Raw genomic sequence first — 22,216 nt, forward strand, 5'->3', positions numbered from 1 at the left:
TCAGAGCTGTGTGGTGGGCTCGAACCATGTGGGTTCGTCGGTGAGGGCCTGCTTGATCCTCAGGAGCGCGAATTCGTTGAGGTCCGGGAGTGCGTCCACCGAGAACCAGGCCACATCCAGCGACTCGTCGTCGTTGACGCGCGCCTCACCGCCGACGGCCCGGCACCGGAACGTGATGTCCATGTACTGGCACCGGTCGCCGTTCGGGTACTCGACCGGCTTGAGTCCCTGTACGAGAACGACGCGTTCCGCCACGCACTCCACGGCGGTCTCCTCGTACACCTCGCGCACGACCGTCGCCGCCGGCTGCTCCCCCGGCTCCGGGATGCCGCCGATGATCGACCACTTCCCGGTGTCGGCGCGGCGTCCGAGCAGCACTCTGCCCGCCTCGTCGAAGACGATGGCGCTGACGCCCGGCAGGAAGAGCAGCTGGTGACCCGCGGTCGCCCTGAGCCGGCGGATGAATTCGGGAGTTGCCATGGTCCGACCCTAACGGGCCGTCTCGGGGGGTGAAGCTCACGCGGACGCACTCCGACGGGCCCGTACGCCGCGGAACAGCGCCCACCCGAGACCGGTCACGGCGAGCACCACCAGTACGCCCTCGGGGATCGTTCCCAGGCGCGTCGCGGGAGTCAGCGAGGAACGCAGCGGCACCTCGGCGACCAGTGCGTCCGGCGTGAACATCTGTGTCTTCTGTACGACCTTGCCGTCCGGCTGGATGACGGCACTGACCCCGCTGGTCACGGGAACGACGACGGCCCGGCTGTGTTCGACGGCGCGCACCCTGGACATGGCGAGCTGCTGGTACGTCATCTCGCTGCGCCCGAAGGTGGCGTTGTTGCTGGGTACGGAGATGAGCTGGGCCCCGCCGTTGACCGTGTCCCGCACCGCCCAGTCGAAGGCCGCCTCGTAGCAGGTCGCGAGCCCCACCTTCGTGCCGGCGAGGTCGAAGACGCCCACCTCGTCGCCCGGCCCGAAGTCCCTGCGTACGCGGTCGACGTCGGAACTGAAGAGACGTACGAAGGAACGCATCGGGATGTACTCGCCGAACGGCTGGACATGCCGCTTGTCGTACGTCGCGACGGGGCCGCGTTCCGGGTCCCACTCGATGAGCGTGTTGCGCAGCTTTCCCGTGTCGGGTGTGAGTACCGCTCCGATGACCGTCGGGGCTCCGATCGCGCGAACGGCACGGTCGATCACCAGGCGGGCGTCGCCGTTGCGGTAGGGGTCGAGGTCGGAGGAGTTCTCCGGCCACAGGACGAAGTCCGGCTGGGGCACCTTGCCGGCCTTGACGTCCTCGGCGAGCTGTTCCGTACGCCGTGCGTGGTTGTCCAGTACCGCCCGGCGCTGGGCGTTGAAGTCGAGGCCGAGCCGCGGCACGTTGCCCTGGATCGCGGCGGCTGTCGCGGTGCCGTTCTGCGCGGAGTTGTCGACGAGCGGGAGGGCCGCCAGGGCCGCAGTGACCGGCACGACGATGGTCAGGGCGGCGATGGCCGCACCCCTGCGCGGCACTTTACGGGTCGAGCGGTAGGTGAGGAACTGCCGTACCGCTTCGTAGAGGCCGAAGCCGCACAGTACGACCGCGAACCCCAGGACGGGCGTGCCGCCGGCCGCGGCCAGCGGCAGGAAGACGCTGTCGGCCTGGCCGAAAGCGATCTTGCCCCACGGGAAGCCGCCGAACGGTACACGCGCGCGGACCGCCTCGCCGAGGATCCACACGGCGGCGCCCCACACCGGCCAGAGCGGCAGCCGCGTCACCACGGCGATTCCGACACAGGTCACCGCGACGAACAGCGCCTCGGCGGTGGCGAGTGCCACCCATGGCAACGGGCCCACCTCCTCGCCCGTCCAGCTGAGCAGGGGCAGCAGAAAGCCGAGCCCGGCGAGGAGACCGAGTCCGAACGCGGCCCGCGCCCGGCGCCCGTACAGGCACCAGGCGAGCAGGGCGAAGCCCGGCAGTACCAGCCACCACAGCGGGCGGGGCGGGAAGCTCGCGTACAGGAGCAGACCGGAGAGAGCGGCGGCCGCGGGGGCCACGAGCCGGGTCAGCATTCTTCTCCCGCGAGGGGTGGCATCGGGGTGCGGGGCCAGCTGTTCTGCGGGCTGTTCCATGGCAGTTTGAGTGGCGCTCACCCGGCGGAGTCTACGGTGGCCGGGAGGTGCCCGGACAGCGCGGTCGTGGCCGGCGGGGCTCTCGCCCGGTCCGGTCCCGGTGCGGCCCCCGGGAGCGCGGCCCGGCAGCCGAAGCAACGTTCCTGCGCAATCTGTACACAAATCATTGCCCCTGCCATTACCGTGTGCGCCAGTCCCTGGCACCCGGCCCTTCCGGCCGTGGTGGGCGGGGCCCGTCTCAGGTCGGGGGGTCGACGGGATGGCCATACCGACGATACGGTCCGGCGCCCGCGAACGGGACGCCGTCACCGATGCCGTCGGCGTCGTGATCCTCGGCGGGTGCGCCGTCTGGGCGCTGGTCGCCGCTGCCGGCCGGGAGGCCAGGCCCGAAGGCGTACTGCTGGCCGTGCTCGCCGTCGCCGGGGGCTATGCGTGCGGCCGTATCTGCGGCTCGCTGCTGCCGGTCTTCGCCGCCTCGGCCGCCGCCCTGACCGCGCTCGCCCTGGCCGTCGCCCTGCGGCCGGACGGGGGCTTACCGGGTGACTTGCCGGGCGCGGCCGCCGTCGGCCAGAGTCCCGGGAGCACGGGCGCGACCGCCGGCCTGCTCGCGCTGGCCTCCGGCGCGGCCTGCTGTGCGGCGTGGGCGGCGCGACCGTATCTGCTGCGGCTCGCGCTCCGGCTGCTGGCACTCGGTGTCGCCGTGACGGCGCTGGTGCTCGGTTCCGTCGCCGGGTTCGCCGCGGCGCTCGGTGTGCTGCTGTGTTCGCTGGCGGCGGCGCACGTGCGCCACAGGGCGGTGGGCCTGGCAGGCCTTGCCCTGGCAACGGGGCTCGTGGTGGGTGGTTCGTGGGCGGTGGCCGAGGACGCGCTGCCGCACGGTCTTACGGTGTCGCTGGAGGGGCAGCTGACGGTGAACCGCGTTCTGCTGTGGCGGGACGCGGCCGAGCTCGCCAAGGAGTATCCGACGCGGGGCGCCGGCCCCGACCGGTTCGGCAGGCTCAGCCCCACTGCCCAGCAGACGCTCAACGCCGACGGCAAGCCCCACTCGGCGCCGTTGCAGCAGGCAGCCGAACAGGGCGTCGTGGGGGTCGTTCTGCTGGGCGCCGCCTTCGGCTGGATGCTGTACGGACTGTGGCGCTCGCCCGTCGCCACCCCGGTCGTCCTGACCGCCGCGGCGGCCCTCACCGCCGTCGCCACGCTGGCGGCCATCGGCACCGCGCTCAGCTTTACGGCGGTGACAGCGGGCTCGGGGCTACTGGCGGGGCTGGCCACCGCGCGACGGCTGCCCGACGACGGGGGTGGCGGTGTGGTCGCTTCCGAGGCAGCGGTGCGGGCGCCCAGCCGTTAGCTCAGGCGGACCGGCAGGGGTGAAGTTTCCGGCGGCGGCGCGCAGCCGAACAGCCGCGTGGATCAGTTTTCGGCGGGCATGCCGGTCGCCGCCGTGTGCAGGCGGGCGCGGATGATCCGTACCGCCGTTTCCGCGTCGTCGACGGTCACCGTGAAGATCCGGCCGTCACCTAGGCGCAGGACGACTCCCTCGCCTCTGCGGACGATCACGGCCATCCCTTTCTCCGGACGCCAGCGGTAGCCCCAGCCGCCCCACTGCCGTGGTGTGACTCTCGGTGCGAACTCCGCGCGCACCACATGCGCGAGCGGGATGCGGCGGCGCGGCAGGCCCATGTGGCCGCAGCGCACCTCGAACGCGTCGCTGTCGACCTTGACCGCCACGTGTACGAAGGCCAGCGTCCCGAAGAGGATGAGCAGGCCGGCGGCCAGGCAGCCCACGACCGACATCACCAGCGGAGCGAGGCCGGAAGTCCAGGTCGAATCGACGGCCAGTTTGATACCGAGCGCGAGGCAGCCGCCGCCGACGGCCGCGAGCAGCCACTGTGCGCGGTTGGTCGCGCGTCCGGTCCAGATCACGGGAAGGGGCTCCGTCGTACGCCCCCCGTGGGGGTGGTCCCTCATGCGTAGCAGCGTACTCACGTTCCGCGTTCGCGGCAGCGCCTAGCCGGGCCTCCGCCTGCCCCGCGGTCAGCGCGCGGCGTCGACCGTGTCGAGCAGCCGGCCCTCGGCGTACGCGAGCGCGGCGCCGGGCAGCGCGGAGTCCCGGCCGCCGATCAGCACGGTGAGGCCTGCGACGGGTGCGGCAGCGGGAGCGGGCGCAGCGCCGATGCGGCGCAGCGCCTGGGCGGCCACGGCGTCGGCGGACCCGTGGAGCACCACGGGCGGCAGTCCGTGCGGCTGAACGGCGGCGCGGATGCGCTCGGCGACAAGTTCGTAATGGGTGCAGCCCAGGACGACGGCCCTTACATCGCGCGGGGTAAGGGTGGCGGCCGCGGCGATGGCCCGGTCGATGCCCTCCTCGTCGGCCCACTGCACGGCGTCGGCGAGACCGGGGCAGGGCACTTCGGTGACGGCGGCGCCGTCGGCGAAGTCACGGATGAGGTCGCGCTGGTACGGACTGCCCGTGGTGGCGGGCGTGGCCCAGATGGCGACGGACCCGCCGCCCGCGGCGGCCGGCTTGATCGCGGGCACGGTACCGATGACCGGGATGCCCGGCTCCAGCGCCGCGCGGAGCGCGGGCAGGGCGTGCACGGAAGCGGTGTTGCAGGCCACGATCAGCGCGTCGGGCCGGTGCGCGGCGGCGGCGCGTGCCACGGCGAGTGCGCGGTCGGTGATTTCGGCGGGCGTACGCGGTCCCCAGGGCATGCTGTCGGGGTCGGAGGAGAGGACCAGATCGGCGTCGGGCCGCAGCCGGCGTACGGCGGCGGCCGTCGGCAGCAGGCCGATTCCGGAGTCCATGAGCGCGATCTTCACCCGGTCACCATAGTCGACCGCCCTCGCGCCGACCCCGGGGTGGGGCAGACTGCGACGGATGAGCGCCATTGCGTGGATTGCCGTGGGATCGCTGGCCGTGTGGGTGTGGCTGCTGCTGGGCCAGGGGTTCTTCTGGCGTACGGACCAGCGGTTGCCGCGCCGCGAGGAGCCGGACGTATGGCCCGATGTCGCCGTGGTCGTCCCGGCGCGCGACGAGGCGGAGGTGCTGCCCCTGAGCCTGCCGTCGCTCCTCGCACAGGACTATCCGGGCCGCGCGGAGATCATTCTGGTCGACGACGGCAGCGAGGACGGTACGGGCGCCCTGGCGCTGGAGCTGGCCGGCGTCCACGGCGGGCTGCCGCTGACCGTGGTGTCCCCCGGCGAACCGCAGCCGGGCTGGACCGGGAAACTCTGGGCCCTGCGGCACGGCATCGCGCTGGCCCGCGAGCGGGGGCACGAGGGCGAGCGACGGGAACCCGGGTTTCTGCTCCTCACGGACGCCGACATCGCGCACGCTCCGGGAAGTCTGCGCGAACTGGTGGCCGCGGCCGACACCAACGGCCTCGACCTCGTCTCCCAGATGGCCCGGTTGCGCGTCGTCACCGCATGGGAGCGACTCGTCGTTCCCGCGTTCGTGTACTTCTTCGCGCAGCTCTATCCGTTCCGGTGGGTCAACAAGGCAGGAGCACGGACCGCGGCGGCCGCGGGTGGCTGTGTGCTGCTGCGGACTGAGGCAGCGGCACGCGCGCGCGTGCCCGACTCGATCCGGCAGGCGGTGATCGACGACGTATCACTCGCCACAGCGGTGCAGCGCAGTGGGGGCAGGATCTGGCTGGGGCTCGCCGAGCGGGTGGACAGCGTGCGCCCGTATCCGCGGCTCGGTGATCTGTGGCGGATGGTCTCGCGCAGCGCGTACGCCCAGCTGATGCACAGTCCGTCGCTGCTCGCGGGAACGGTCGCGGGGCTCGCGTTGGTGTATCTCGCGCCCCCGCTCACTCTGTGCGCCGGTGTGCTGTCGGTTGACGGTGTGGCGGCGTGGTCGGGCGGCCTGGCATGGGCGGTAATGACCGCTACGTACCTTCCCGTGCTGCGCTACTACCGGCAGCCGCTGGGGCTCGCGTTGCTGCTGCCGTTCACGGCTGTCCTCTATCTGCTGATGACCGTCGATTCCGCTGTGCAGCACTACCGGGGGCGCGGCGCGGCTTGGAAGGGGCGTACGTACGCCCGTCCTGAAGCCGCGCCGGAACGCTGAGCCGGCCACCGGACGGTCACTTCCTGCCGGGCGACCAGTTCATGCCCCAGCCGTAGGCGTAGTCGATGGTGCGCTGCGGGCTGACACCGCGCTCCGGTACGAGATAACGCGCTTCGCGCCGCACGGTCAGATCGCCGCCCTCGTTGGTGATGAGGGCGAGCGCGGCGACGGTGGAGGGCACGGTGCACTCGTCGAGCGAGAAGTCGATGGGGGCGCCGTTCTGCGGCGTGAGCGTGACCGTGGCGTGCAGGTCGGCGAAGGAACGGGCCCCTTCGTAGACAGCCACGAAGATGACGACGCGGCGGAGCTTGTCCTTGTGGTCGAGGTTGATGGTCAGGTTCTCGCCGGTGCTCACGGATCCGGTGCGGTCGTCACCGTCGAGATGGATGTACGGCGGCTGCTGCAGCGAACCGAAGGCGTTGCCGAGCGCCTGGACGACGCCCTTGCGGCCGTCGTTGAGTTCGTAGAGGGCGCACAGGTCGAGGTCGAGGTCACCGTGCATGGCGACCGCCCTGCCGAGCTTGGCGCCCCAGCCCTTGAACTGCTTGCGCATCTCCCAGTTGAGGTTCACGCGCATCATGCCCGAGGTGCCGCCCTGCTTGGTGAGCGAGACGGCCGGGGCTTCCTTGGTGAGCGTGATCTTCGTGAGGCGTACGGGAGCGGCGGGTGCGGGAGCGGCGGGGGCCGGCGCCGCAACCGGGGCTGACGTCTGCTGCTGGGGCTCGTCGACGCTGATGCCGAAGTCCCTCGCCAGCCCCTCGAGTCCGCTGTCGTAGCCCTGGCCCACGGCACGGAACTTCCACGCACCCTGTCGCCGGTAGAGCTCACCGAGGACGAAGGCCGTTTCGACGCTCGCGTCCTGGCTGTCGAAGCGAGCGATCTCAGTGCCGTTCGCGGCGTCCAGTACCCGTACGTAAAGACCCGGCACACGCCCGAAGTTGCCGCCGTCCGCCGAGGCAGCGACGACCACGGTCTCCACGGCGGCCTCCACCCGTGCGAGGTCGATCGAAAGCGTGTCCGTCACACTGTCTCCGGAGGGCGTCTTCCCGTCGTGCCGTACCGCGCCCGACGCGTGCGCGGGCTGGTTGTAAAAGACGAAGTCCGCGTCCGAGCGGACCTTTCCCGACACCAGCAGAAGGGCGGAAGCGTCGACGTCCGGTACACCGGGACCCGAACGCCATCCCAATTCGACGCGCACGGCCTGTGCCGGCACCGGCACATTGGTTCCTTTAAGCATGGACATGATCGCCCCCATCGCGAGTGCGGGTCTCTGGAGATTTCTGTACGGCCAACCTATTCCCCCGCCTTCCACAGGCCCGCGCCGACGGGCTCAAGATCACCCGGCGACCCCGGGTAACCAATGGCCAGCACGCCTTTTACACGATCCCAACGCCGCGCGGCGACCGATTTTCCCAAGTTCGCTCGGATTAGGGATCCGCCGTCACTCGCAACTCGTAAAACAACCCTCTTATCGGGCTCCCCAACCAGAACATCTTCCGCTTAACTTAGGTGCCATGACCTCCCCCCGCGCCACCTACGGCGGCGGTTACTACTCCGCCCCGTCCTTCCCGGACACTCCGATCTACGACTCCCTCGTCGCAGAACGGGGCACGCCCCAGATCGCTCCTATCCGGGTGCCCGCCGCGTACGACACCGGAAACAGCTATCTGCCGGCTCTCCCGGCGGCGCTTCCCGCGCTTCCTCCGGCGCCTTCCTACTACGCCCCCGCCCCTTCGTACGGCTACCCGCAGCAGGCCGCGCCCCAGCCGGCGCCGCTCCAGCACACTCCGGCTCCGTACATCCCTCAGCAGGCCGCGGGCCCACGCGGTTACCCGGGTCCGCAGCAGTACCAACAGCAGCAGCCCCGCCAGGCAGCCGCCACCGGGTACGAGGCCATGCGCCCCGCGGCTCCCCGTCCGGTGCCCGCCGCCACGCCGTACGACGACCCGTACAACCACCAGTACCAGGGCCGGGGGTACTGACGGGCCGCACGATTGTCCGACCCGGCTGGCAGGATTGGCCGCATGCCGAATTCGCTTCTCCACGCGGTCCATGTCTATCCGGTCAAGTCGGCGGCAGGGTGCGCGCCGGGTGAAGTGAAGGTCGAGCCGTGGGGGCCGGCCGGGGACCGCAGATGGATGCTGGTCGACCCGGCCGGCAAGGTGGTCACCCAGCGCCCGCAGCCGAGGCTCGCGCTGACGCGTGCCGAACCTCTGCCGGGCGGCGGGATACGGCTGTCCGCGCCCGGACGCGAGTCTCTGAGCGTCGCCGTGCCCGAGCCCGCGGGAACCACGGATGTGCAGCTCTGGAAGGACAAGGTGGAGGCGGTCGAGGCGGACGCGGGGGCGCACGCCTGGTTCAGCGAATATCTGGGCACCGAGGTGCGCCTGGTCCATCTCGACGACCCGGCCCGCCGCCGTCCCATCGATCCCGATTACGCCGAGCCCGGCGAGACCGTGAGCTTCGCCGACGGCTATCCCCTTCTGGTCACCACGCTCTCCTCGCTCGACGCCCTCAACTCCCTCATCGCGCAGGGCGACCACGCCGACGAGGGTCCGCTCCCGATGAGCCGCTTCCGGCCGAACGCCGTCGTGGACGGCACCGCTCCGTGGGCGGAGGACGACTGGAAGCGCATCGCGATGGGCGACGTCACCTTCCGGGTCGCCAAGCCCTGTGGCCGCTGTGTCGTCACCACCACGGACCAGCGGACGGCGGAGCGCGGCAAGGAGCCGTTGCGTACGCTCGTCAGGCACCGGCGCTCCGGCGACCAGCTGATCTTCGGACAGAACCTCGTACCGGAAGGCACCGGAACGATCCGTGTCGGTGATCCGGTGAGAATCCTCGAGTAGGACTCCGTGACCGTGGGAACTCACCGGGGCGTCGGACGCGTTCAGGAGACGGACGCGGAAGGGGGTGCGGGACGGTGCGGACTGCAGTCGCGGTGTGGCGCCGACGGCACAGCCCCTTGTGCCGTACGACCGATCTCGTCGAGGCATGGGTGACCTTCGCCGTCGTACTGCTGATCACCCTCGCCGCCCCGGCCGTGGGATGGCTCTGCGGCACGCTCACCCGGGCGGCACTTCAGGAGTCGGTGCGCGTCCAGCACGAGCAGCGCCGCCCGACGACAGCGGTCGTCGTCCGGGCCGCGCCCGAGAGGGCCGTGATTCCCGACCCCGAGATGGCGTCGGAGCGCGCGGCACACGCCCAGGTCGTGGCCAAGTGGACCGCGCACGACGGCACTCGGCACACCGGGACGGTGACGACCAACCGGCGGACCGGCCGGCCGGGCGACCGCTTCCAGGTCTGGACGAACGAACAGGGCCAGGTCGTCGGCCGCCCCATGGACAACACCACGGCGTCCACCCACGCGGCCATCGCCGGCATCGGCGCGGCCGCGGCGACGGCCGCGCTCTTCGAGGGCGGCAGGCGCCTGGTCGTACGGTGGCTCATGCTGCGTCGGTACGCCCGTCTCGACCAGGCATGGGCCAAGGCCGGTCCCGACTGGGGGCGTACGGGCGCGGGCAGCTGAGACAGCCTCTCCGGCACAGCTGACCGGTCAACTCCCCTCCCCCGCGCGCGCTACGGTGGAGCGGCCAGATCGTCAGCACGTCAGTACAAGGTGGGGGCACAGCAACGCCATGGCACAGGGCACGGTCCAGGTGACGCACACCGGCACATCGCGGTGGCGGCGCCGCACAGGTGAATACGCGTCCCTCGCCGCAGCCCTGGAGGCCGCCGGGGACGGTGACGTGCTCACCGTCGCCCCCGGTACGTACCGGGAAAATCTCGTCCTGGAACGGGCCGTGACGCTGCGCGGCCCGGAAGGGACCGTCGGCTCGGTCCGGATCGCCCCCGTGGACGGTGTGGCGCTCACCGTGCGCGCCTCCGCCGTGGTCCAGGACCTCTACATCGAGGGCCAGGACACGGCCTCCCCTGCCCTGCTCGTCGAGGACGGCACCCCGGAGCTCGTCGATCTGCGCATCGTGACGCGTTCCGCCGTCGGCATCGAGGTGCGCGGCGCTGCCCGGCCCACCGTGCGCCGCTGCACCGTCGACAACCCGGCGGGCGTCGGCATCGGCGTACTGGAGGGTGCGGGCGGAGTGTTCGAGGAGTGCGAGGTGGTCGCGGCCGGCCAGTCCGGTGTGTCGGTGCGGGGCGGCGCGCACCCGCGCCTGGAGCGCTGCCGTATCCACCACACGTCGGGCGCGGGCCTGTCCGTGAACGGCGAGGGCAGCGGCCTGGAGGCCATCGGATGCGAGGTGTACGAGGTCAAGGGCTCCGGCGTGCAGGTCGCCGCCCGTGCCTCGGCCCATCTCACCGACTGCACGGTGCACCGCACTTCGGCCGACGGTGTCACCCTCGACACCGACGCCGTACTGACACTCTCCGACTGCGACATCCACGACATTCCGGAGAACGCGATCGACCTGCGCTCGCGCGCGGTCCTCACCCTCACGCGTTCCTCGGTGCGCCGGTTCGGCCGTAACGGGCTGTCCGTGTGGGACCCCGGTACGCGCGTGGACGCCAACCAGTGCGAGATCCACGACAGTACGGGCGACTATCCGGCCGTCTGGATCAGCGACGGCGCGACGGCCGTTCTGGAGGGCTGCCGGGTGCACGACGTACCCGACGCGCTCTTCGTGCTCGACCGGGGCTCGCGCGTCGACGTCATAGACAGTGACCTGTCCCAGGTGCGCAACACGGCGGTGTCGGTGAGCGACGGCGCGACCGCGCAGCTCGACGACTGCAGGATCCGCGAGGCGTCGACCGGCGCGTGGTTCCGCGACCACGGCAGCGGCGGCACGCTCTCCGGCTGCACCATCGACGGGGCGCAGACCGGTGTCATCGTCACCAAGGGCGCAGACCCGCGCATAGAGCGCTGTACGGTCACGTCGCCCGCAGAGGCGGGCTTCTACGTTTCGGCGGAAGGGCGCGGCACGTTCCACGGCTGCCGGGTGACGGGGAGCAGCGGTTACGGCTTCCATGTGATCGACGGCTGCCGTACGACGCTGACCCGTTGCCGTACGGAGCGCTGCGCGCGCGGGGGCTACGAGTTCGCCGAGGACGGTCCGCTCGTCGAGGACTGCACGAGCGACGAGAGCGGCGTACGCGCGTCGGCCCCGGAAGCCCCCGCCGTACTGACCGCGACGCAGACCACCGGGCTGCTCGGCGCGGTCCCCGGACAGCGCGCCACACAGCCCGTGACGGCCCCTGTGCCGGACGCGGAGCCGGTCCGTACGCCGAAAGCCGTGCTCGGTGAACTGGACGCCCTGGTGGGCCTGGAGAGCGTCAAGCGTGAGGTGCGCGCTCTCACCGACATGATCGAGATCGGCCGCCGCCGCCAGGAGGCCGGTCTCAAGGCGGCCTCGGCCCGCCGCCATCTGGTCTTCACCGGTTCCCCCGGCACCGGGAAGACCACGGTCGCGCGGCTGTACGGCGAGATCCTGGCCTCGCTCGCGGTGCTGGAGCGCGGTCACCTCGTGGAGGTGTCCCGGGTGGATCTGGTCGGCGAGCACATCGGTTCGACGGCCATCCGTACCCAGGAAGCGTTCGACCGGGCGCGCGGCGGTGTGCTGTTCATCGACGAGGCGTACGCCCTGTCCCCCGAGGACTCGGGGCGCGACTTCGGCCGGGAGGCCATCGACACGCTGGTGAAGCTGATGGAGGACCACCGGGAAGCCGTCGTCGTCATCGTCGCCGGGTACACGGCGGAGATGGAACGCTTCCTGAACGTCAACCCGGGCGTGGCCTCGCGCTTCTCGCGCACGATCACCTTCTCCGACTACGCGCCGGAGGAACTGCTGCGGATCGTCGAGCAGCAGGCCGAGGAGCACGAGTACCGGCTGGGTACGGGAACGTCCGAAGCGCTTCTGAAGTACTTCACGGTGCTGCCGAAGGGACCCGCGTTCGGCAACGGACGCACCGCGCGACAGACCTTCGAGTCGATGGTGGAACGCCACGCCGGCCGGGTCGCCCGGCTCACCGAGATGAACACGGACGACCTCACTCTCCTCTACCCCGAGGACCTGCCCGAGTTTCCCTGACCGAGCGGGGCGTCGGGGCGCTGCCGGGGCACCGCGCACGGCGGCAGACGGTCGAGGAGCGCGGTCCTTTCGTGGTCGAACGCGGGATCGGCCTGGTACTCGGAATGGCCGAGCACGGGGGCGGGCAACGGCTGTTCCCTGGTACGCCCGTAAGCGAGCGGGTCCTTGAGCGCCGCGCGGTCCACATCGAGCCCCTGTCCGCCCTTCACACGCACCGGCCCGCCGATGGGGTCGGTACGGCGCCACAGGTTCCGCCAGCAGTGCAACTCATGGCTCAGGGCTTCGAGACAGGCCGTTCCGAAGAACGCCGGGAACCAGCGCCCGTACAGCCGCTCAAGGGGCGATCCGTACGTGAGCAGCGCGACGCGGCGTCTGGTGCGCGGCGGCAGCTGCCAGACGGCGGCCGCCGACAGCACACTGCCCTGCGAGTGGCCGGAGATGACGAGCCGTCCGCCCGTACGGTCGGTCCAGCTGGCCATCCGCCACGTCAGGTCGGGAACGGCGCGCTCGGCGTAGCAGGGCGGCGCGAAGGGGTGCGCGGCGCGCGGCCAGAAGGTGCCGACGTCCCAGAGGATGCCGATGGTGCGGCGGGCGGCCGGGTCGCGGTAGGCGCGGCGGCCCCAGGTGACGAAGAGTATGAAGCCGACGCCGATCAGCCATGAGCCGAGCGCCTGAGCGGCCTGCGCCGCCGACGCGACGAAGTCGGGGTTGCCTGCCGCGGCCCTGCCCGGCACCTTCCCCGTCGTCCAGGCCCCGAGGAGCGCGCCGGCGCCCAGCAGCAGGGTGGCCCCCGAGGTGACGCCGAGGATCACCGGCGCCCGGTCGGTGAGCGCGGCCATGGCGCGGATACGGGCGATGCGGCGGGTGCGTACGGTGTCGGGCTCGGCGTCCGGGTACTCCGCCTCGATGGCGTCGGCCATCGCTCCCCGGCCACGCCAGGTGCGTACGGCGAAGAACGCGGCCACCGCCAGCAGGACCACCAGCAGGGGCGGGATGACGGACGCCTGCCAGGTCAGCAGCACCGGGGGTCCGTCGATGCTGCCGCCCGGCTCCCCCGGGGTGCCCGCTCCGTCGAGCCAGTCGGCGACGCGCTGGGCGACACCGCCGGTCATGACGCCGCCGAGCGCGCAGGCGAGCATGGCGGTAGCGGGACCACCGAGCCCGCGCATCGCCGTACGGGCGTCGGGAGCCCTCCGGTACATGGCGAGCGCCACGGCGGCGAGCGCGACGACCAGGCCGCCCTGGGTGAGGGCGATGATCCCGAAGGTACGGTCGCCGGGGAGCCGGCCCGCGGAGACCCACTCGGGGCGGGACCAGGCGGCGTACAGCAACGTCAGCGCCAGCAGGGCGAGCGCGGAGCCGGGCAGCAGGGCGACGACCACACGGTCGAGCTTCACGTCGAGGCGGCTTTCGCAGCGGCCCCTGCGGCAGACCACCCAGACCACCACGGCGGCCCCGGCGAGCAGGGCCAGTTCGAGCAGCCGGCCGGTCGCTTCGAGGAACGGGCCCGAGGCGCGGCGGTCGTAGCGGGCGCCCGCTCCGGCGAGCGCGGCGGCGACGGTGAGGAACCCGGCGGCGGTGTGGGCGGCGCGCAGCCGGGCGACGAGGCGGCGGCCGTACCAGAAGCCGGGCATGCCGAGGGCGGGGCGGGCGGTCGGCTCGTCCGGGTCCGGCTCGGCGCCGGCGGGCAGGGGGCGCTGGGACTCGTACGCGCTCCAGGTACGGTTGGACAGGTACCAGAGCAGGCCGGTCAGCGCGGCGGGCACGAGGGCGGCCACGGCGAGGCGCCGGCCCGGCTGGGACCACCAGCCGCCTCGGTCGGTGGACAGGAAGCCGAGCCACGACTTGTCGCCGGAGCAGCGGGAGGAACCCGCGCACTGCCAGGCGGCGAGATCGAGCGCGACCTCGCAGGCGGCGGCGATCAGCAGCACGGTGAGGCTGAGCGCGAGGAGTCGCACCAGCACGCCGTACACGCGCACGGTCCGGGTGAGGCCGCGGGTGGTGGGCTGCATCCAGTGGGCGAGGTTGGCGACCATGAACGGCAGCAGGAGCAGCCACAGAGCGCGGGCCCCGTTGCCGGAGGTCAGGTTGCACCAGACGTACGCCTCGGGGACCGGCCGGTCGCGGGAGTCGTCGCCCGGCCGGTCCGGGTGGAGTTCCGCTTCGGCGTCGTCGGTACGCCGGTACACGGCGGCGGTCTCGTCGCCGGTGACCCGGACCGTACGCGGATCGCCGAGCATCTCCTGGGGGGTGGTGCCGCCGACCCCGTGGACCAGAAGTTCGAGCGCGGCTCCGCCGTCGTCGTCGTCGCCGCCGGGCGGTGTGACAGGGGGCACTTCTGTGGCTCGCTCTCGTGGTGGGAGGATCGGGAGGATGGTCTTCCGCGCACGGCGCGGCCGCTCAAGGATCCCGGATCCCGGGCAGCCGTGGTACGGCTCTTGCCGAACCTCCTCACGGAATCTCCCCGGGGGACGGCTGCCGCGCACCCGTGCGAGGATGAGCAACCCCCATGCCTGTACCACGGAACGAAGGGACCGGACCGCCCGTGACCGAGAGTCAGAACCTGCTCGCGGAGCAGCGTCGTGCCTTGATCCTCGACGAGGTCAGGCGGCGCGGCGGTGTCCGGGTCCAAGAGCTGACCAGGAAGCTCAACGTCTCCGACATGACGGTCCGCAGGGACCTGGACGCGCTGGCGCGGCAGGGTGTCGTGGAAAAAGTGCACGGCGGCGCTGTACCGGTGGTCGAGGCGAGTACGCACGAGCCGGGCTTCGAGGCGAAGTCGGCCCTGGAGCTGAGCGCCAAGGAGGACATCGCGCGGGCGGCCGCGGCGATGGCGGTGCCCGGCAGTGCGATCGCGCTGTCCGGCGGTACGACGACGTACGCGCTGGCCCAGCACCTGCTGGAGGTGCCGGACCTGACGGTGGTGACCAACTCGGTGCGGGTGGCCGATGTGTTCCACAGTGCGCAGCGCGCGGGTGGCGGAAAGGGACCGCGCCCGGGAACGGCCACAGTGGTGCTCACCGGAGGCGTACGTACACCGTCCGACTCACTGGTGGGCCCGGTCGCCGACCAGGCGATCCGTTCCCTCCACTTCGATGTGCTGTTCCTCGGGGTCCACGGGATCTCGGTCGAGGCGGGGCTCTCCACCCCGAATCTGGCCGAGGCGGAGACGAACCGGCGGCTGGTGCGGTCCGCGCGGCGGGTGGTCGTGGTCGCGGATCACACGAAGTGGGGCACGGTGGGCCTGAGTTCCTTCGCGACGCTCGAAGAGGTCGACACCCTGGTGACGGACCGCGGGCTGTCCGCCGAGGCCCGTGAGGAGATGGCCGAGCATCTGCCGGGACTGGTGGTCGCGGGCGAGTCACGGGACCAGGCTCAGGCTCAGGACCAGGACGTCGGCTCCGCAGACGTCTGATTGTACGTCAGCTACCCTGTTTCGGGCCTGGTACGTCGCCGAACCCGCTGGGGGTGCAGGTCCCATGGCACGCCGACTCCGCCCCGTGGAACTCGACTTCGTCGAGACCGCCCCGACGCGCCTGGTCTTCGCGGCCGAGGTGTCCGCGCCGCCTGAGGCGGTCTACCGGGCACTCGCCGAGGACCTGAGCGGCTGGCCCGCCTGGTTCGGTGCGGTGACGATGTGCCGGCCCACGGCGGGCGGCGCCGGGCGCGAAGTGCGCCTCAAGGGCGGCACCCGCTTCCTGGAGACGATCCTGGCGGCCGAGCCCGGCGAGCGGTACGCGTACCGGGTCGACGTAACCAACGCGCCGGGCATGCGGGCCCTGTTGGAGGAGTGGCGGCTCACTCCGGCCGGCGCGGGCACGCGGGTGCGGTGGACGTTCGCGGCGGCGGGACCGGCGCCGCTCAGGCTGGCGCTGCGCCTGGGGCGGCCCGGCCTCGCGCGGGCCTTCCGGGGCGCCGTGCGCAGCCTCGACCGGCGGCTGGCGGCCACGGCCGCATAAGCGTCATCAGTGAGCGCTCAGCACGCTGCTCTCAGCACTCAGCAGGACCATTCGCCGGTCGCCAGGAACTGGTCGATCGCGGCGCTGTACGGAGCGATGTCCAGGCCCTGTTCGGCGAGCCAGGCGTCCGAGTAGTACTTGTCGAGATAGCGGTCGCCCGGGTCGCAGATCAGCGTCACGACGCTGCCCTTCTGCCCCTCGTCGATCATCCCCGCGATGATCTTCAGCGCGCTCCACAGGCCGGTTCCGGTGGAGCCGCCCGCCTTGCGGCCGATGGCCCCGGCCAGCGCCCGTACGGCCGCCACGCTCGCCGCGTCCGGCACCTTCATCATCCGGTCGACGGCGCCGGGCACGAAGCTCGGCTCCATGCGGGGCCTGCCGATGCCCTCGATGCGCGAACCACAGTCGCTCGTGGCGCCGGCGTCGCCCCGGGTCCAGCCGTCGAAGAAACAGGAGTTCTCCGGGTCGGGTACGCAGATGCGCGTGTCGTGCTGCATGTAGTGGACGTAGCGCGCGATGGTCGCGGAGGTGCCGCCCGTCCCGGCGGTGGCGACGATCCAGGCCGGTTCCGGGTACCGCTCCAGCCGCAGCTGCTGGTAGACGGATTCGGCGATGTTGTTGTTGCCGCGCCAGTCGGTGGCGCGTTCCGCATAGGTGAACTGGTCCATGTAGTGACCGCCGGTCCTGGCCGCGAGGGCGGCCGACTCGTCGTACATCTTCCGCGAGTCGTCGACGAAGTGGCACTGCCCGCCGTGGAATTGGATCAGCCGGATCTTCTCGGGGCTGGTGGTGCGCGGCATCACCGCGATGAAGGGCACGCCGACCAGTTTCGCGAAGTACGCCTCCGAGACTGCGGTCGAGCCGCTGGACGCCTCGATGACGGGCTTGCCGGGTCTGATCCAGCCGTTGCACAGGCCGTAGAGGAAGAGCGAGCGCGCGAGCCGGTGCTTGAGGCTGCCGGTCGGGTGGGTGGATTCGTCCTTGAGGTACAGGTCGATCTCCCACTCATCGGGGAGCGGGAAGCGCAGCAGGTGCGTGTCCGCGGAGCGGTTGGCGTCCGCCTGGACCTTACGGACGGCCTCCTTCAGCCATGCCCGGTATTCCGGATCGCTGCGGTCCACGTCGATCGTCGCCATGGCGTTGCTGCCGGTACGTGGCTGGTCGGTGGTGCTCATGCGGGCCACTCCTCGTCGTAGCGCCCCCGAGGCAGCTGGTGCTGCCCGGAAACTCCGGTCCCCAGCTGTCACTTTAAGCCTCTCACCTGCACAAACGTTGACTTTGGGCAGCCATAGGGATCACTTGTGGGGCCAGTTGATACGGATGCGGCCACGATTGGCGCCTCGTCACCCGATCGTCGAGGGGCTCTGGTGCGCGGGCCCGGCCTTGTGCAGACTGCCCCCGTGGACACCTGCACGAAGTGGACACGAGCGCGAAGGGGGCGAAGTGGAATGGCGGAGCCCGAGTTCAGCGCTACGGGCGTACGGATAGGGCGTTGGCCCCGCTCACTGACCAAGGCCGGCCAGGTACTGGTCAAGGACGGAAGGCTGGTCCTGCTGACGAGCAACGGGCGGGAGATCGACAGTGCGCCGCTGGGGTCGGTGACCGCCGGGAAGCCATGGTTCGCCGGGGACGACAGCACGGTGGCGACGGTCAACGGGACCCGGTACCGGCTCACCATGGGGCAGCGCGGGCAGGCCAAGGACGGTGAGGAACTGGCCGAGCGGTTCCTGGAGGCGGTCCGCTCCGCACAGGACGCGTACGGCCTTCGGAACGTACAGGACTCGCGGGACTGATGAGATGCGAGTTGCGGAGCCGTACGGCCTGGGTGACCCTGGTCTCACATCACTCAGGGTGCACCGGCGGTTACGCTGAGAACCAGCCCCGCCGGACCAATCAGCAGACAGCCACTGCTGGATCCGTTCTTCGTCTTCTTCCGGACCTATTCGGGGAGTCGCAGCCGTGATCAGCGAGCCAAGCAGGCACTGCACGGTGGAGCTCCAGGCCCTGCCGTCGCGGATCGGTCAGGTCCGCAGAATCATCTCGGCGCAATTGCGCTACTGGCACATGGATCCCTTGATAGACCCGGCGGCGCTCGGCGTCACCGAATTGCTGACCAACGTCCACCGGCACGCAGAGCCGGACAAGATGTGCACCGTCGAAATCGAGCTGCTGCTCGACCGCCTGACGGTGTCCGTCCACGACCACGATCCGCGTCTGCCCACAGTCCGTGAGGCCGGCGCGTCCGAGACGAGCGGGCGCGGTCTCGCTCTCATCGAGGCGGTCAGCGAAAGCTGGGGCGTACGCCCGCAGGGCGACGCCGGGAAGGTCGTGTGGTTCACGCTGCCCACACCGGCTCCCGCCGCGGCTTTGCCGCCGTGCCCCGTGTACGGGGACACGACTGACGGACCGTTCACGGATGCCGGGGCCGGTCACGAAGCCGTCCCGGCCACGCACGCGCCCGCCGCCGTCCGGTCCGCCGTAGCGGGCTGACCGGAACGGCGGCTTCCGCCAGCAGGGGTACGTCGCTACGGCGCCACTCCGTTGCGATGGCGCGCAGTACGTCCAGGCGCGCCGCCCTGGGAGCCGGGCGCCGGCCCGCAGTGCGATGCCGCCCGCCGTTGCGAGGGCGGCGACCAGCAGCGCCCCCAGCGGTGGTGACCCACCGGAGCGACTCGTCGAAGCCACCCGGGACCCGGCGCTGGCGGCGATCCGGCGTACGGTGCGCGCCATCGGTACGCACTGGCCCGCGCCTCGGGTTCGACGGCCGCCTTCGCCACCCCCCCTACGGCGTAGCGGAGTCCGCATTGATGCCATGCAGTACGAAAGGGTGCACCTGTCCGCGCCGTCGTGCGCCGGGCTCGGTCAGGGCAGGCAGGGGTGCACCGTACGGGCTCCCCCATCGCCGTACACGTGGAACTCGGGACGGACGGCCCGAGCATGCCCTGGTCGTGGGGCTCGATGGGCGGGTAGGTCTCGGTCACGAGGTCGCCTTGGAGCCGGCGAGCGCGGCGAGGGGGTCGTCGAGCACCGGCTGCCATGCCAACTCGGCCGCTCCGACCAGGCTGTTGTGGTCCAGCGTGCACGGCAAGATCGGTACGCCGCCGCTTCGCCCCCACAGGCTGCGGTCGGCCACTACGGCGCGCAGCCGCTCCGGGTCGGCGTCGAGCAGTTCGCGGTGGAGGCCGCCGAGAATGATGCGGTCCGGGTTGAGGATGTTCACGAGTCCGGCGAGGCCGAGGCCCAGGCGGTCGATCAGCTCCTCGCCCGCGCCGCGGATCCCAGGGTCGTCGTACTGGCCGCGCAGCAGCTCGCGGGACTGCTGGAGCAGCGAGACCTCGGGGCCGGGGGTGCGGCCGGCCGCGTTGAGGAAGGCCAGGGGGTCGGTCTCGACGTCGAGGCAGCCGCGGCCGCCGCAGTAGCAGGGGCGGCCGTCGGGGTTGACCGTGAGGTGGCCCACTTCGAGGGCGAGGCCCGAACTGCCGGTGTGCAGGCGGCCGTCGATGACCAGCGCCCCGCCGACGCCGCGGTGGCCCGTGGCGACGCAGAGCAGGTGCTGGGCGCCGCGGCCGGCCCCATGGCGGTGCTCGGCGAGTGCGGCGAGGTTGACATCGTTGCCCGCGAAGGCGGGGCCCGCGAGGCCCGCGGCGCGTACCTGCTCGGCGAAGATCTCGCGGACCGGGGAGCCGGCGGGCCAGGCGAGGTGCAACGGGTTGAGCGCGGTGCCCTCCGGCTCCGCCACGGCGGACGGCACGGCGAGGCCGGCGCCCACGCAGCGGCGGCCGCTCTCGCGCAGCAGTACGGCTCCGGCCTCGACCACTGATCCGATGACCTGCGCCGGGTCGGGGGCCACCGTCTTGCGGCCGGGCGCGGTCGCGACGATCCGGCCACCGAGGCCCACGAGCGCCGCCCGGTAGCCGTCGGCGTGGATCTGCGCGGCGAGGACGACGGGACCCGAGTCGTTGACGGCCAGCCGGTGCGAGGGGCGTCCCTGTGATCCGGCGGCCGCGCCGGGCCGGGAGTCGACCTGGATCAGCCCCAGGGCCTCCAGTTCGGCGGCGACCGCTCCGGCGGTGGCCCTGGTGACGCCGAGCTCGGCGGTGAGGACGGCGCGGGTGGGGGCCCGTCCTGTGTGCACCAGTTCCAGGGCGGGGCCCAGCGCGCTCCGGCCCCTCTCCAGCCTCGTTTTGATGGTGGTCGCCTTCCCGTTCATGGGGGCGAGTCTCGCATGAACGGGAAGATCGTCCGGGTCCGGCTCCCGTTGTCCGGGGCGCTCACCTGTCGTCTTGTACGGATCCGGGGTGCCCCCTATGCTGACTTTGTGCCGCACCTAAACAAACTACGGACGGCCGTTCCGGGGGGCCCGGGCGCAAACAGCGCCGCAACCCCCCTGTCCCGCCTCCGTACCGCCCTGACCGTGTTCTTCGCCCTCGACGGCTTCCTCTTCGCCGGCTGGGTGGTCCGCATCCCCGCCATCAAGGACCAGACCGGAGCCTCCGCGAGCGACCTCGGCCTCGCCCTGCTGGGGGTGTCCGGAGGCGCGGTGATCACGATGATGCTCACCGGGCGCCTGTGCCGCCGCTTCGGCAGCCACCCGGTGACGGTGGCCTGCGGGGTGCTGCTGTCGCTGAGCATCGCACTGCCCGCACAGACACACTCGACACTCGCGCTCGGCCTCGTACTGCTGGTGTTCGGCGCTTCGTACGGTGGGATCAACGTCGCGATGAACAGCGCCGCGGTCGACCTGGTCGGGGCCATGCGGCGCCCGGTGATGCCCAGCTTCCACGCCGCATTCAGTCTCGGCGGCATGGCGGGGGCCGGCCTCGGCGGTCTGGTGGCGGCGCAACTTCCCGCCACCACGCACCTGCTGGCCCTGACCGGCCTCGGGCTCGTCGTCACGGCCGTGGCCGGTGCCGCGCTGCTGCGCCACCCGGCGCCCACCACGGAGCGTTCCCGGGAACGGTCGCAGCAGGCACCGGGGAACGGCCCGCGGCCGCTCTCGGGAACGGCCCGTAAGGCCGTCGTGCTCTTCGGTGTGATCGCGCTGTGCACGGCGTACGGCGAAGGGGCGCTCGCCGAGTGGGGCACCCTCCATCTCCAGGAGGACCTCCACGCCCACCCGGGCATCGCGGCGGCCGGGTACTCCCTCTTCGCGCTGGCCATGGCGGTGGGCAGGCTCAGCGGGACCACGCTCCTCGAACGACTCGGCCAGACCCGCACTCTCGTCGCCGGCGGGTCCCTCGCGGCGGCGGGCATGCTGCTCGGCGCGCTCGCACCGGCGACCTGGCTCGTGCTCCTCGGCTTCGCCGTGACCGGGCTCGGCCTCGCGAACATCTTCCCCGTGGCGGTCGCCAGAGCAGGGGCACTCGCCGGGCCGAGCGGTGTCGCGGCGGCGTCCACGCTCGGCTACGGCGGCATGCTCGTCGGCCCGCCCGTCATCGGATTCCTCGCCGACTGGTTCTCCCTGCCCGTCGCGCTGACGACGGTGGCGATGCTGGCCGCTGTCGCCGCGCTTCTGGGGTACGCGGCACGGAACGCGTCATCGGGGAGCACACCTGAGTAGGCGTACTCAGGCGGGGCCGACGGCGCGAGGGCACCCTGGAGGAACGAACCACACCGGACGGAGAGATCACCATGACCGCTCGACGGCTGCGCGCCATCGCTCGCCTGACGTTCCGCAATCCCGCCTCGCTGGTCTACCTCGGCCTGGTCGCGGCGACCGCGCTGTTCGTCACCGCTGACACCCTCTTCGTGACCCACGAGGACGCCTCGTTCGCCGGCGTGTGGCTGTTCCTCCTCAGCGCACCGACGGTCTTCGCCTTCCTCATAGGCGGCGACCTGTTCGGGGTGGCCGTGACCGAGTCCGCCTGGTTCCTGTACGTCGCCCTGCCGCTCTCCGTACTCATCCAGTCGTTCGCGCTCGGCTGGTTCGTCCGGCTGCTCCGCGACGCCTCACCCCGCCACGCCCACCCTCAGGGCGCCTGACCCACGGTCGTCCCCCCGCGCGCATCGCCCCCGCGAATGGCGGGATC

Annotated in this window: 20 protein-coding genes; 12 read left to right on the plus strand and 8 right to left on the minus strand. The window is 71.7% G+C overall.

All coding sequences use genetic code 11. From position 1 onward, the window contains the following. Both J7E96_RS07285 and lnt read right to left on the minus strand, forming a co-directional pair. Positions 1 to 480 (minus strand): NUDIX domain-containing protein, encoded by a 480-nt coding sequence (locus J7E96_RS07285; RefSeq protein ID WP_215128660.1) that lies wholly within the window; start codon positions 478 to 480, stop codon positions 1 to 3. A gap of 36 nt (positions 481 to 516) precedes the next feature. Continuing rightward, positions 517 to 2,052, minus strand: a complete 1,536-nt coding sequence (lnt, locus tag J7E96_RS07290) for an apolipoprotein N-acyltransferase (protein WP_251069561.1) — start codon at positions 2,050 to 2,052, stop codon at positions 517 to 519. A gap of 319 nt (positions 2,053 to 2,371) precedes the next feature. Between lnt and J7E96_RS07295 the strand changes: the two genes are divergently transcribed. Continuing rightward, positions 2,372 to 3,460, plus strand: coding sequence for an O-antigen ligase (locus tag J7E96_RS07295; protein WP_215128662.1), 1,089 nt, complete (start codon positions 2,372 to 2,374; stop codon positions 3,458 to 3,460). 62 nt (positions 3,461 to 3,522) lie between these two features. Here the strand turns inward: J7E96_RS07295 and J7E96_RS07300 are convergent, their stop codons facing one another. Then, entirely contained in the window at positions 3,523 to 4,080 is a 558-nt protein-coding gene (locus J7E96_RS07300; RefSeq protein ID WP_215128664.1) for a hypothetical protein, read from the minus strand. Positions 4,081 to 4,146: 66 nt separating this feature from the next. After that, positions 4,147 to 4,932, minus strand: a complete 786-nt coding sequence (locus tag J7E96_RS07305) for a glutamate racemase (RefSeq protein ID WP_215128666.1) — start codon at positions 4,930 to 4,932, stop codon at positions 4,147 to 4,149. A gap of 58 nt (positions 4,933 to 4,990) precedes the next feature. Between J7E96_RS07305 and J7E96_RS07310 the strand changes: the two genes are divergently transcribed. Continuing rightward, positions 4,991 to 6,184 (plus strand): glycosyltransferase, encoded by a 1,194-nt coding sequence (locus tag J7E96_RS07310; RefSeq protein ID WP_215128668.1) that lies wholly within the window; start codon positions 4,991 to 4,993, stop codon positions 6,182 to 6,184. 16 nt (positions 6,185 to 6,200) lie between these two features. Here the strand turns inward: J7E96_RS07310 and J7E96_RS07315 are convergent, their stop codons facing one another. Further along, on the minus strand, positions 6,201 to 7,427 hold the full coding sequence (locus tag J7E96_RS07315) for a TerD family protein (protein WP_251069538.1): 1,227 nt from the start codon (positions 7,425 to 7,427) through the stop codon (positions 6,201 to 6,203). A gap of 271 nt (positions 7,428 to 7,698) precedes the next feature. Between J7E96_RS07315 and J7E96_RS07320 the strand changes: the two genes are divergently transcribed. From J7E96_RS07320 to J7E96_RS07335, 4 genes are all read left to right on the plus strand, one after another. After that, complete coding sequence (locus J7E96_RS07320) at positions 7,699 to 8,166, plus strand: DUF6643 family protein (RefSeq protein ID WP_215128672.1); 468 nt, start codon at positions 7,699 to 7,701, stop codon at positions 8,164 to 8,166. A gap of 42 nt (positions 8,167 to 8,208) precedes the next feature. After that, positions 8,209 to 9,033, plus strand: coding sequence for an MOSC domain-containing protein (locus J7E96_RS07325; protein ID WP_215128674.1), 825 nt, complete (start codon positions 8,209 to 8,211; stop codon positions 9,031 to 9,033). Positions 9,034 to 9,107: 74 nt separating this feature from the next. Further along, positions 9,108 to 9,713: a hypothetical protein gene (locus J7E96_RS07330; protein ID WP_215128676.1), complete on the plus strand. Its 606-nt coding sequence runs from the start codon at positions 9,108 to 9,110 to the stop codon at positions 9,711 to 9,713. Between the two features lie 109 nt (positions 9,714 to 9,822). Beyond that, positions 9,823 to 12,228 carry a right-handed parallel beta-helix repeat-containing protein gene (locus tag J7E96_RS07335; RefSeq protein ID WP_215128678.1) on the plus strand — a complete coding sequence of 802 codons (2,406 nt, stop codon included), beginning with the start codon at positions 9,823 to 9,825 and terminating at the stop codon, positions 12,226 to 12,228. Here the strand turns inward: J7E96_RS07335 and J7E96_RS07340 are convergent. Beyond that, positions 12,198 to 14,564 (minus strand): hypothetical protein, encoded by a 2,367-nt coding sequence (locus J7E96_RS07340; RefSeq protein ID WP_215128679.1) that lies wholly within the window; start codon positions 14,562 to 14,564, stop codon positions 12,198 to 12,200. The genes J7E96_RS07335 and J7E96_RS07340 overlap by 31 nt on opposite strands. A gap of 209 nt (positions 14,565 to 14,773) precedes the next feature. Between J7E96_RS07340 and J7E96_RS07345 the strand changes: the two genes are divergently transcribed. Together J7E96_RS07345 and J7E96_RS07350 are read left to right on the plus strand one after the other, a co-directional pair. Continuing rightward, positions 14,774 to 15,643 (plus strand): DeoR/GlpR family DNA-binding transcription regulator, encoded by an 870-nt coding sequence (locus J7E96_RS07345; protein WP_215128681.1) that lies wholly within the window; start codon positions 14,774 to 14,776, stop codon positions 15,641 to 15,643. A 64-nt stretch (positions 15,644 to 15,707) separates the two neighbouring features. After that, positions 15,708 to 16,187, plus strand: a complete 480-nt coding sequence (locus J7E96_RS07350; RefSeq protein ID WP_215128683.1) for an SRPBCC family protein — start codon at positions 15,708 to 15,710, stop codon at positions 16,185 to 16,187. Positions 16,188 to 16,225: 38 nt separating this feature from the next. On the opposite strand, the gene J7E96_RS07355 is transcribed toward J7E96_RS07350, so the two are convergent. Then, positions 16,226 to 17,362, minus strand: coding sequence for a PLP-dependent cysteine synthase family protein (locus J7E96_RS07355; RefSeq protein ID WP_215128685.1), 1,137 nt, complete (start codon positions 17,360 to 17,362; stop codon positions 16,226 to 16,228). A gap of 273 nt (positions 17,363 to 17,635) precedes the next feature. Here J7E96_RS07355 and J7E96_RS07360 point away from each other — a divergent pair, with 273 nt between their 5' ends. Both J7E96_RS07360 and J7E96_RS07365 read left to right on the plus strand, forming a co-directional pair. Then, a complete protein-coding gene (locus J7E96_RS07360) occupies positions 17,636 to 17,980 on the plus strand; it encodes a hypothetical protein (protein ID WP_215128686.1) in 345 nt (114 codons plus the stop codon). Between the two features lie 166 nt (positions 17,981 to 18,146). Then, positions 18,147 to 18,677 (plus strand): ATP-binding protein, encoded by a 531-nt coding sequence (locus J7E96_RS07365; protein ID WP_215128688.1) that lies wholly within the window; start codon positions 18,147 to 18,149, stop codon positions 18,675 to 18,677. 487 nt (positions 18,678 to 19,164) lie between these two features. Here J7E96_RS07365 and J7E96_RS07370 read toward each other — a convergent pair whose 3' ends face one another. Continuing rightward, positions 19,165 to 20,397, minus strand: coding sequence for an ROK family protein (locus tag J7E96_RS07370; RefSeq protein ID WP_215128690.1), 1,233 nt, complete (start codon positions 20,395 to 20,397; stop codon positions 19,165 to 19,167). A gap of 108 nt (positions 20,398 to 20,505) precedes the next feature. Here J7E96_RS07370 and J7E96_RS07375 point away from each other — a divergent pair, with 108 nt between their 5' ends. Together J7E96_RS07375 and J7E96_RS07380 are read left to right on the plus strand one after the other, a co-directional pair. After that, the gene (locus J7E96_RS07375; protein WP_215128692.1) at positions 20,506 to 21,747 is read left to right on the plus strand and encodes an MFS transporter; all 1,242 of its coding nucleotides are present in this window, start codon (positions 20,506 to 20,508) and stop codon (positions 21,745 to 21,747) included. 71 nt (positions 21,748 to 21,818) lie between these two features. Then, positions 21,819 to 22,169: an SCO4225 family membrane protein gene (locus J7E96_RS07380; protein ID WP_215128694.1), complete on the plus strand. Its 351-nt coding sequence runs from the start codon at positions 21,819 to 21,821 to the stop codon at positions 22,167 to 22,169. The last annotated feature ends 47 nt before the right edge of the window (positions 22,170 to 22,216 follow it).

Origin of the sequence: Streptomyces sp. ISL-96 (assembly GCF_018614035.1) — a bacterium.
In the GTDB taxonomy this organism is placed as follows: Bacteria; Actinomycetota; Actinomycetes; order Streptomycetales; family Streptomycetaceae; genus Streptomyces.

What these genes read in the sequence shown, in the direction of transcription:
- J7E96_RS07380 (WP_215128694.1), top strand. Translation starts at nt 21,819, where the DNA reads ATGACCGCTCGACGGCTGCGCGCCATCGCTCGCCTGACGTTCCGCAAT.
- J7E96_RS07335 (WP_215128678.1), top strand. Translation starts at nt 9,823, where the DNA reads ATGGCACAGGGCACGGTCCAGGTGACGCACACCGGCACATCGCGGTGG.
- J7E96_RS07320 (WP_215128672.1), top strand. Translation starts at nt 7,699, where the DNA reads ATGACCTCCCCCCGCGCCACCTACGGCGGCGGTTACTACTCCGCCCCG.
- J7E96_RS07315 (WP_251069538.1), bottom strand. Translation starts at nt 7,427, where the DNA reads ATGTCCATGCTTAAAGGAACCAATGTGCCGGTGCCGGCACAGGCCGTG.
- J7E96_RS07325 (WP_215128674.1), top strand. Translation starts at nt 8,209, where the DNA reads ATGCCGAATTCGCTTCTCCACGCGGTCCATGTCTATCCGGTCAAGTCG.
- J7E96_RS07300 (WP_215128664.1), bottom strand. Translation starts at nt 4,080, where the DNA reads ATGAGGGACCACCCCCACGGGGGGCGTACGACGGAGCCCCTTCCCGTG.
- J7E96_RS07355 (WP_215128685.1), bottom strand. Translation starts at nt 17,362, where the DNA reads ATGAGCACCACCGACCAGCCACGTACCGGCAGCAACGCCATGGCGACG.
- J7E96_RS07295 (WP_215128662.1), top strand. Translation starts at nt 2,372, where the DNA reads ATGGCCATACCGACGATACGGTCCGGCGCCCGCGAACGGGACGCCGTC.
- J7E96_RS07350 (WP_215128683.1), top strand. Translation starts at nt 15,708, where the DNA reads ATGGCACGCCGACTCCGCCCCGTGGAACTCGACTTCGTCGAGACCGCC.
- J7E96_RS07310 (WP_215128668.1), top strand. Translation starts at nt 4,991, where the DNA reads ATGAGCGCCATTGCGTGGATTGCCGTGGGATCGCTGGCCGTGTGGGTG.
- J7E96_RS07285 (WP_215128660.1), bottom strand. Translation starts at nt 480, where the DNA reads ATGGCAACTCCCGAATTCATCCGCCGGCTCAGGGCGACCGCGGGTCAC.
- J7E96_RS07370 (WP_215128690.1), bottom strand. Translation starts at nt 20,397, where the DNA reads ATGAACGGGAAGGCGACCACCATCAAAACGAGGCTGGAGAGGGGCCGG.
- lnt (WP_251069561.1), bottom strand. Translation starts at nt 2,052, where the DNA reads ATGCTGACCCGGCTCGTGGCCCCCGCGGCCGCCGCTCTCTCCGGTCTG.
- J7E96_RS07360 (WP_215128686.1), top strand. Translation starts at nt 17,636, where the DNA reads ATGGCGGAGCCCGAGTTCAGCGCTACGGGCGTACGGATAGGGCGTTGG.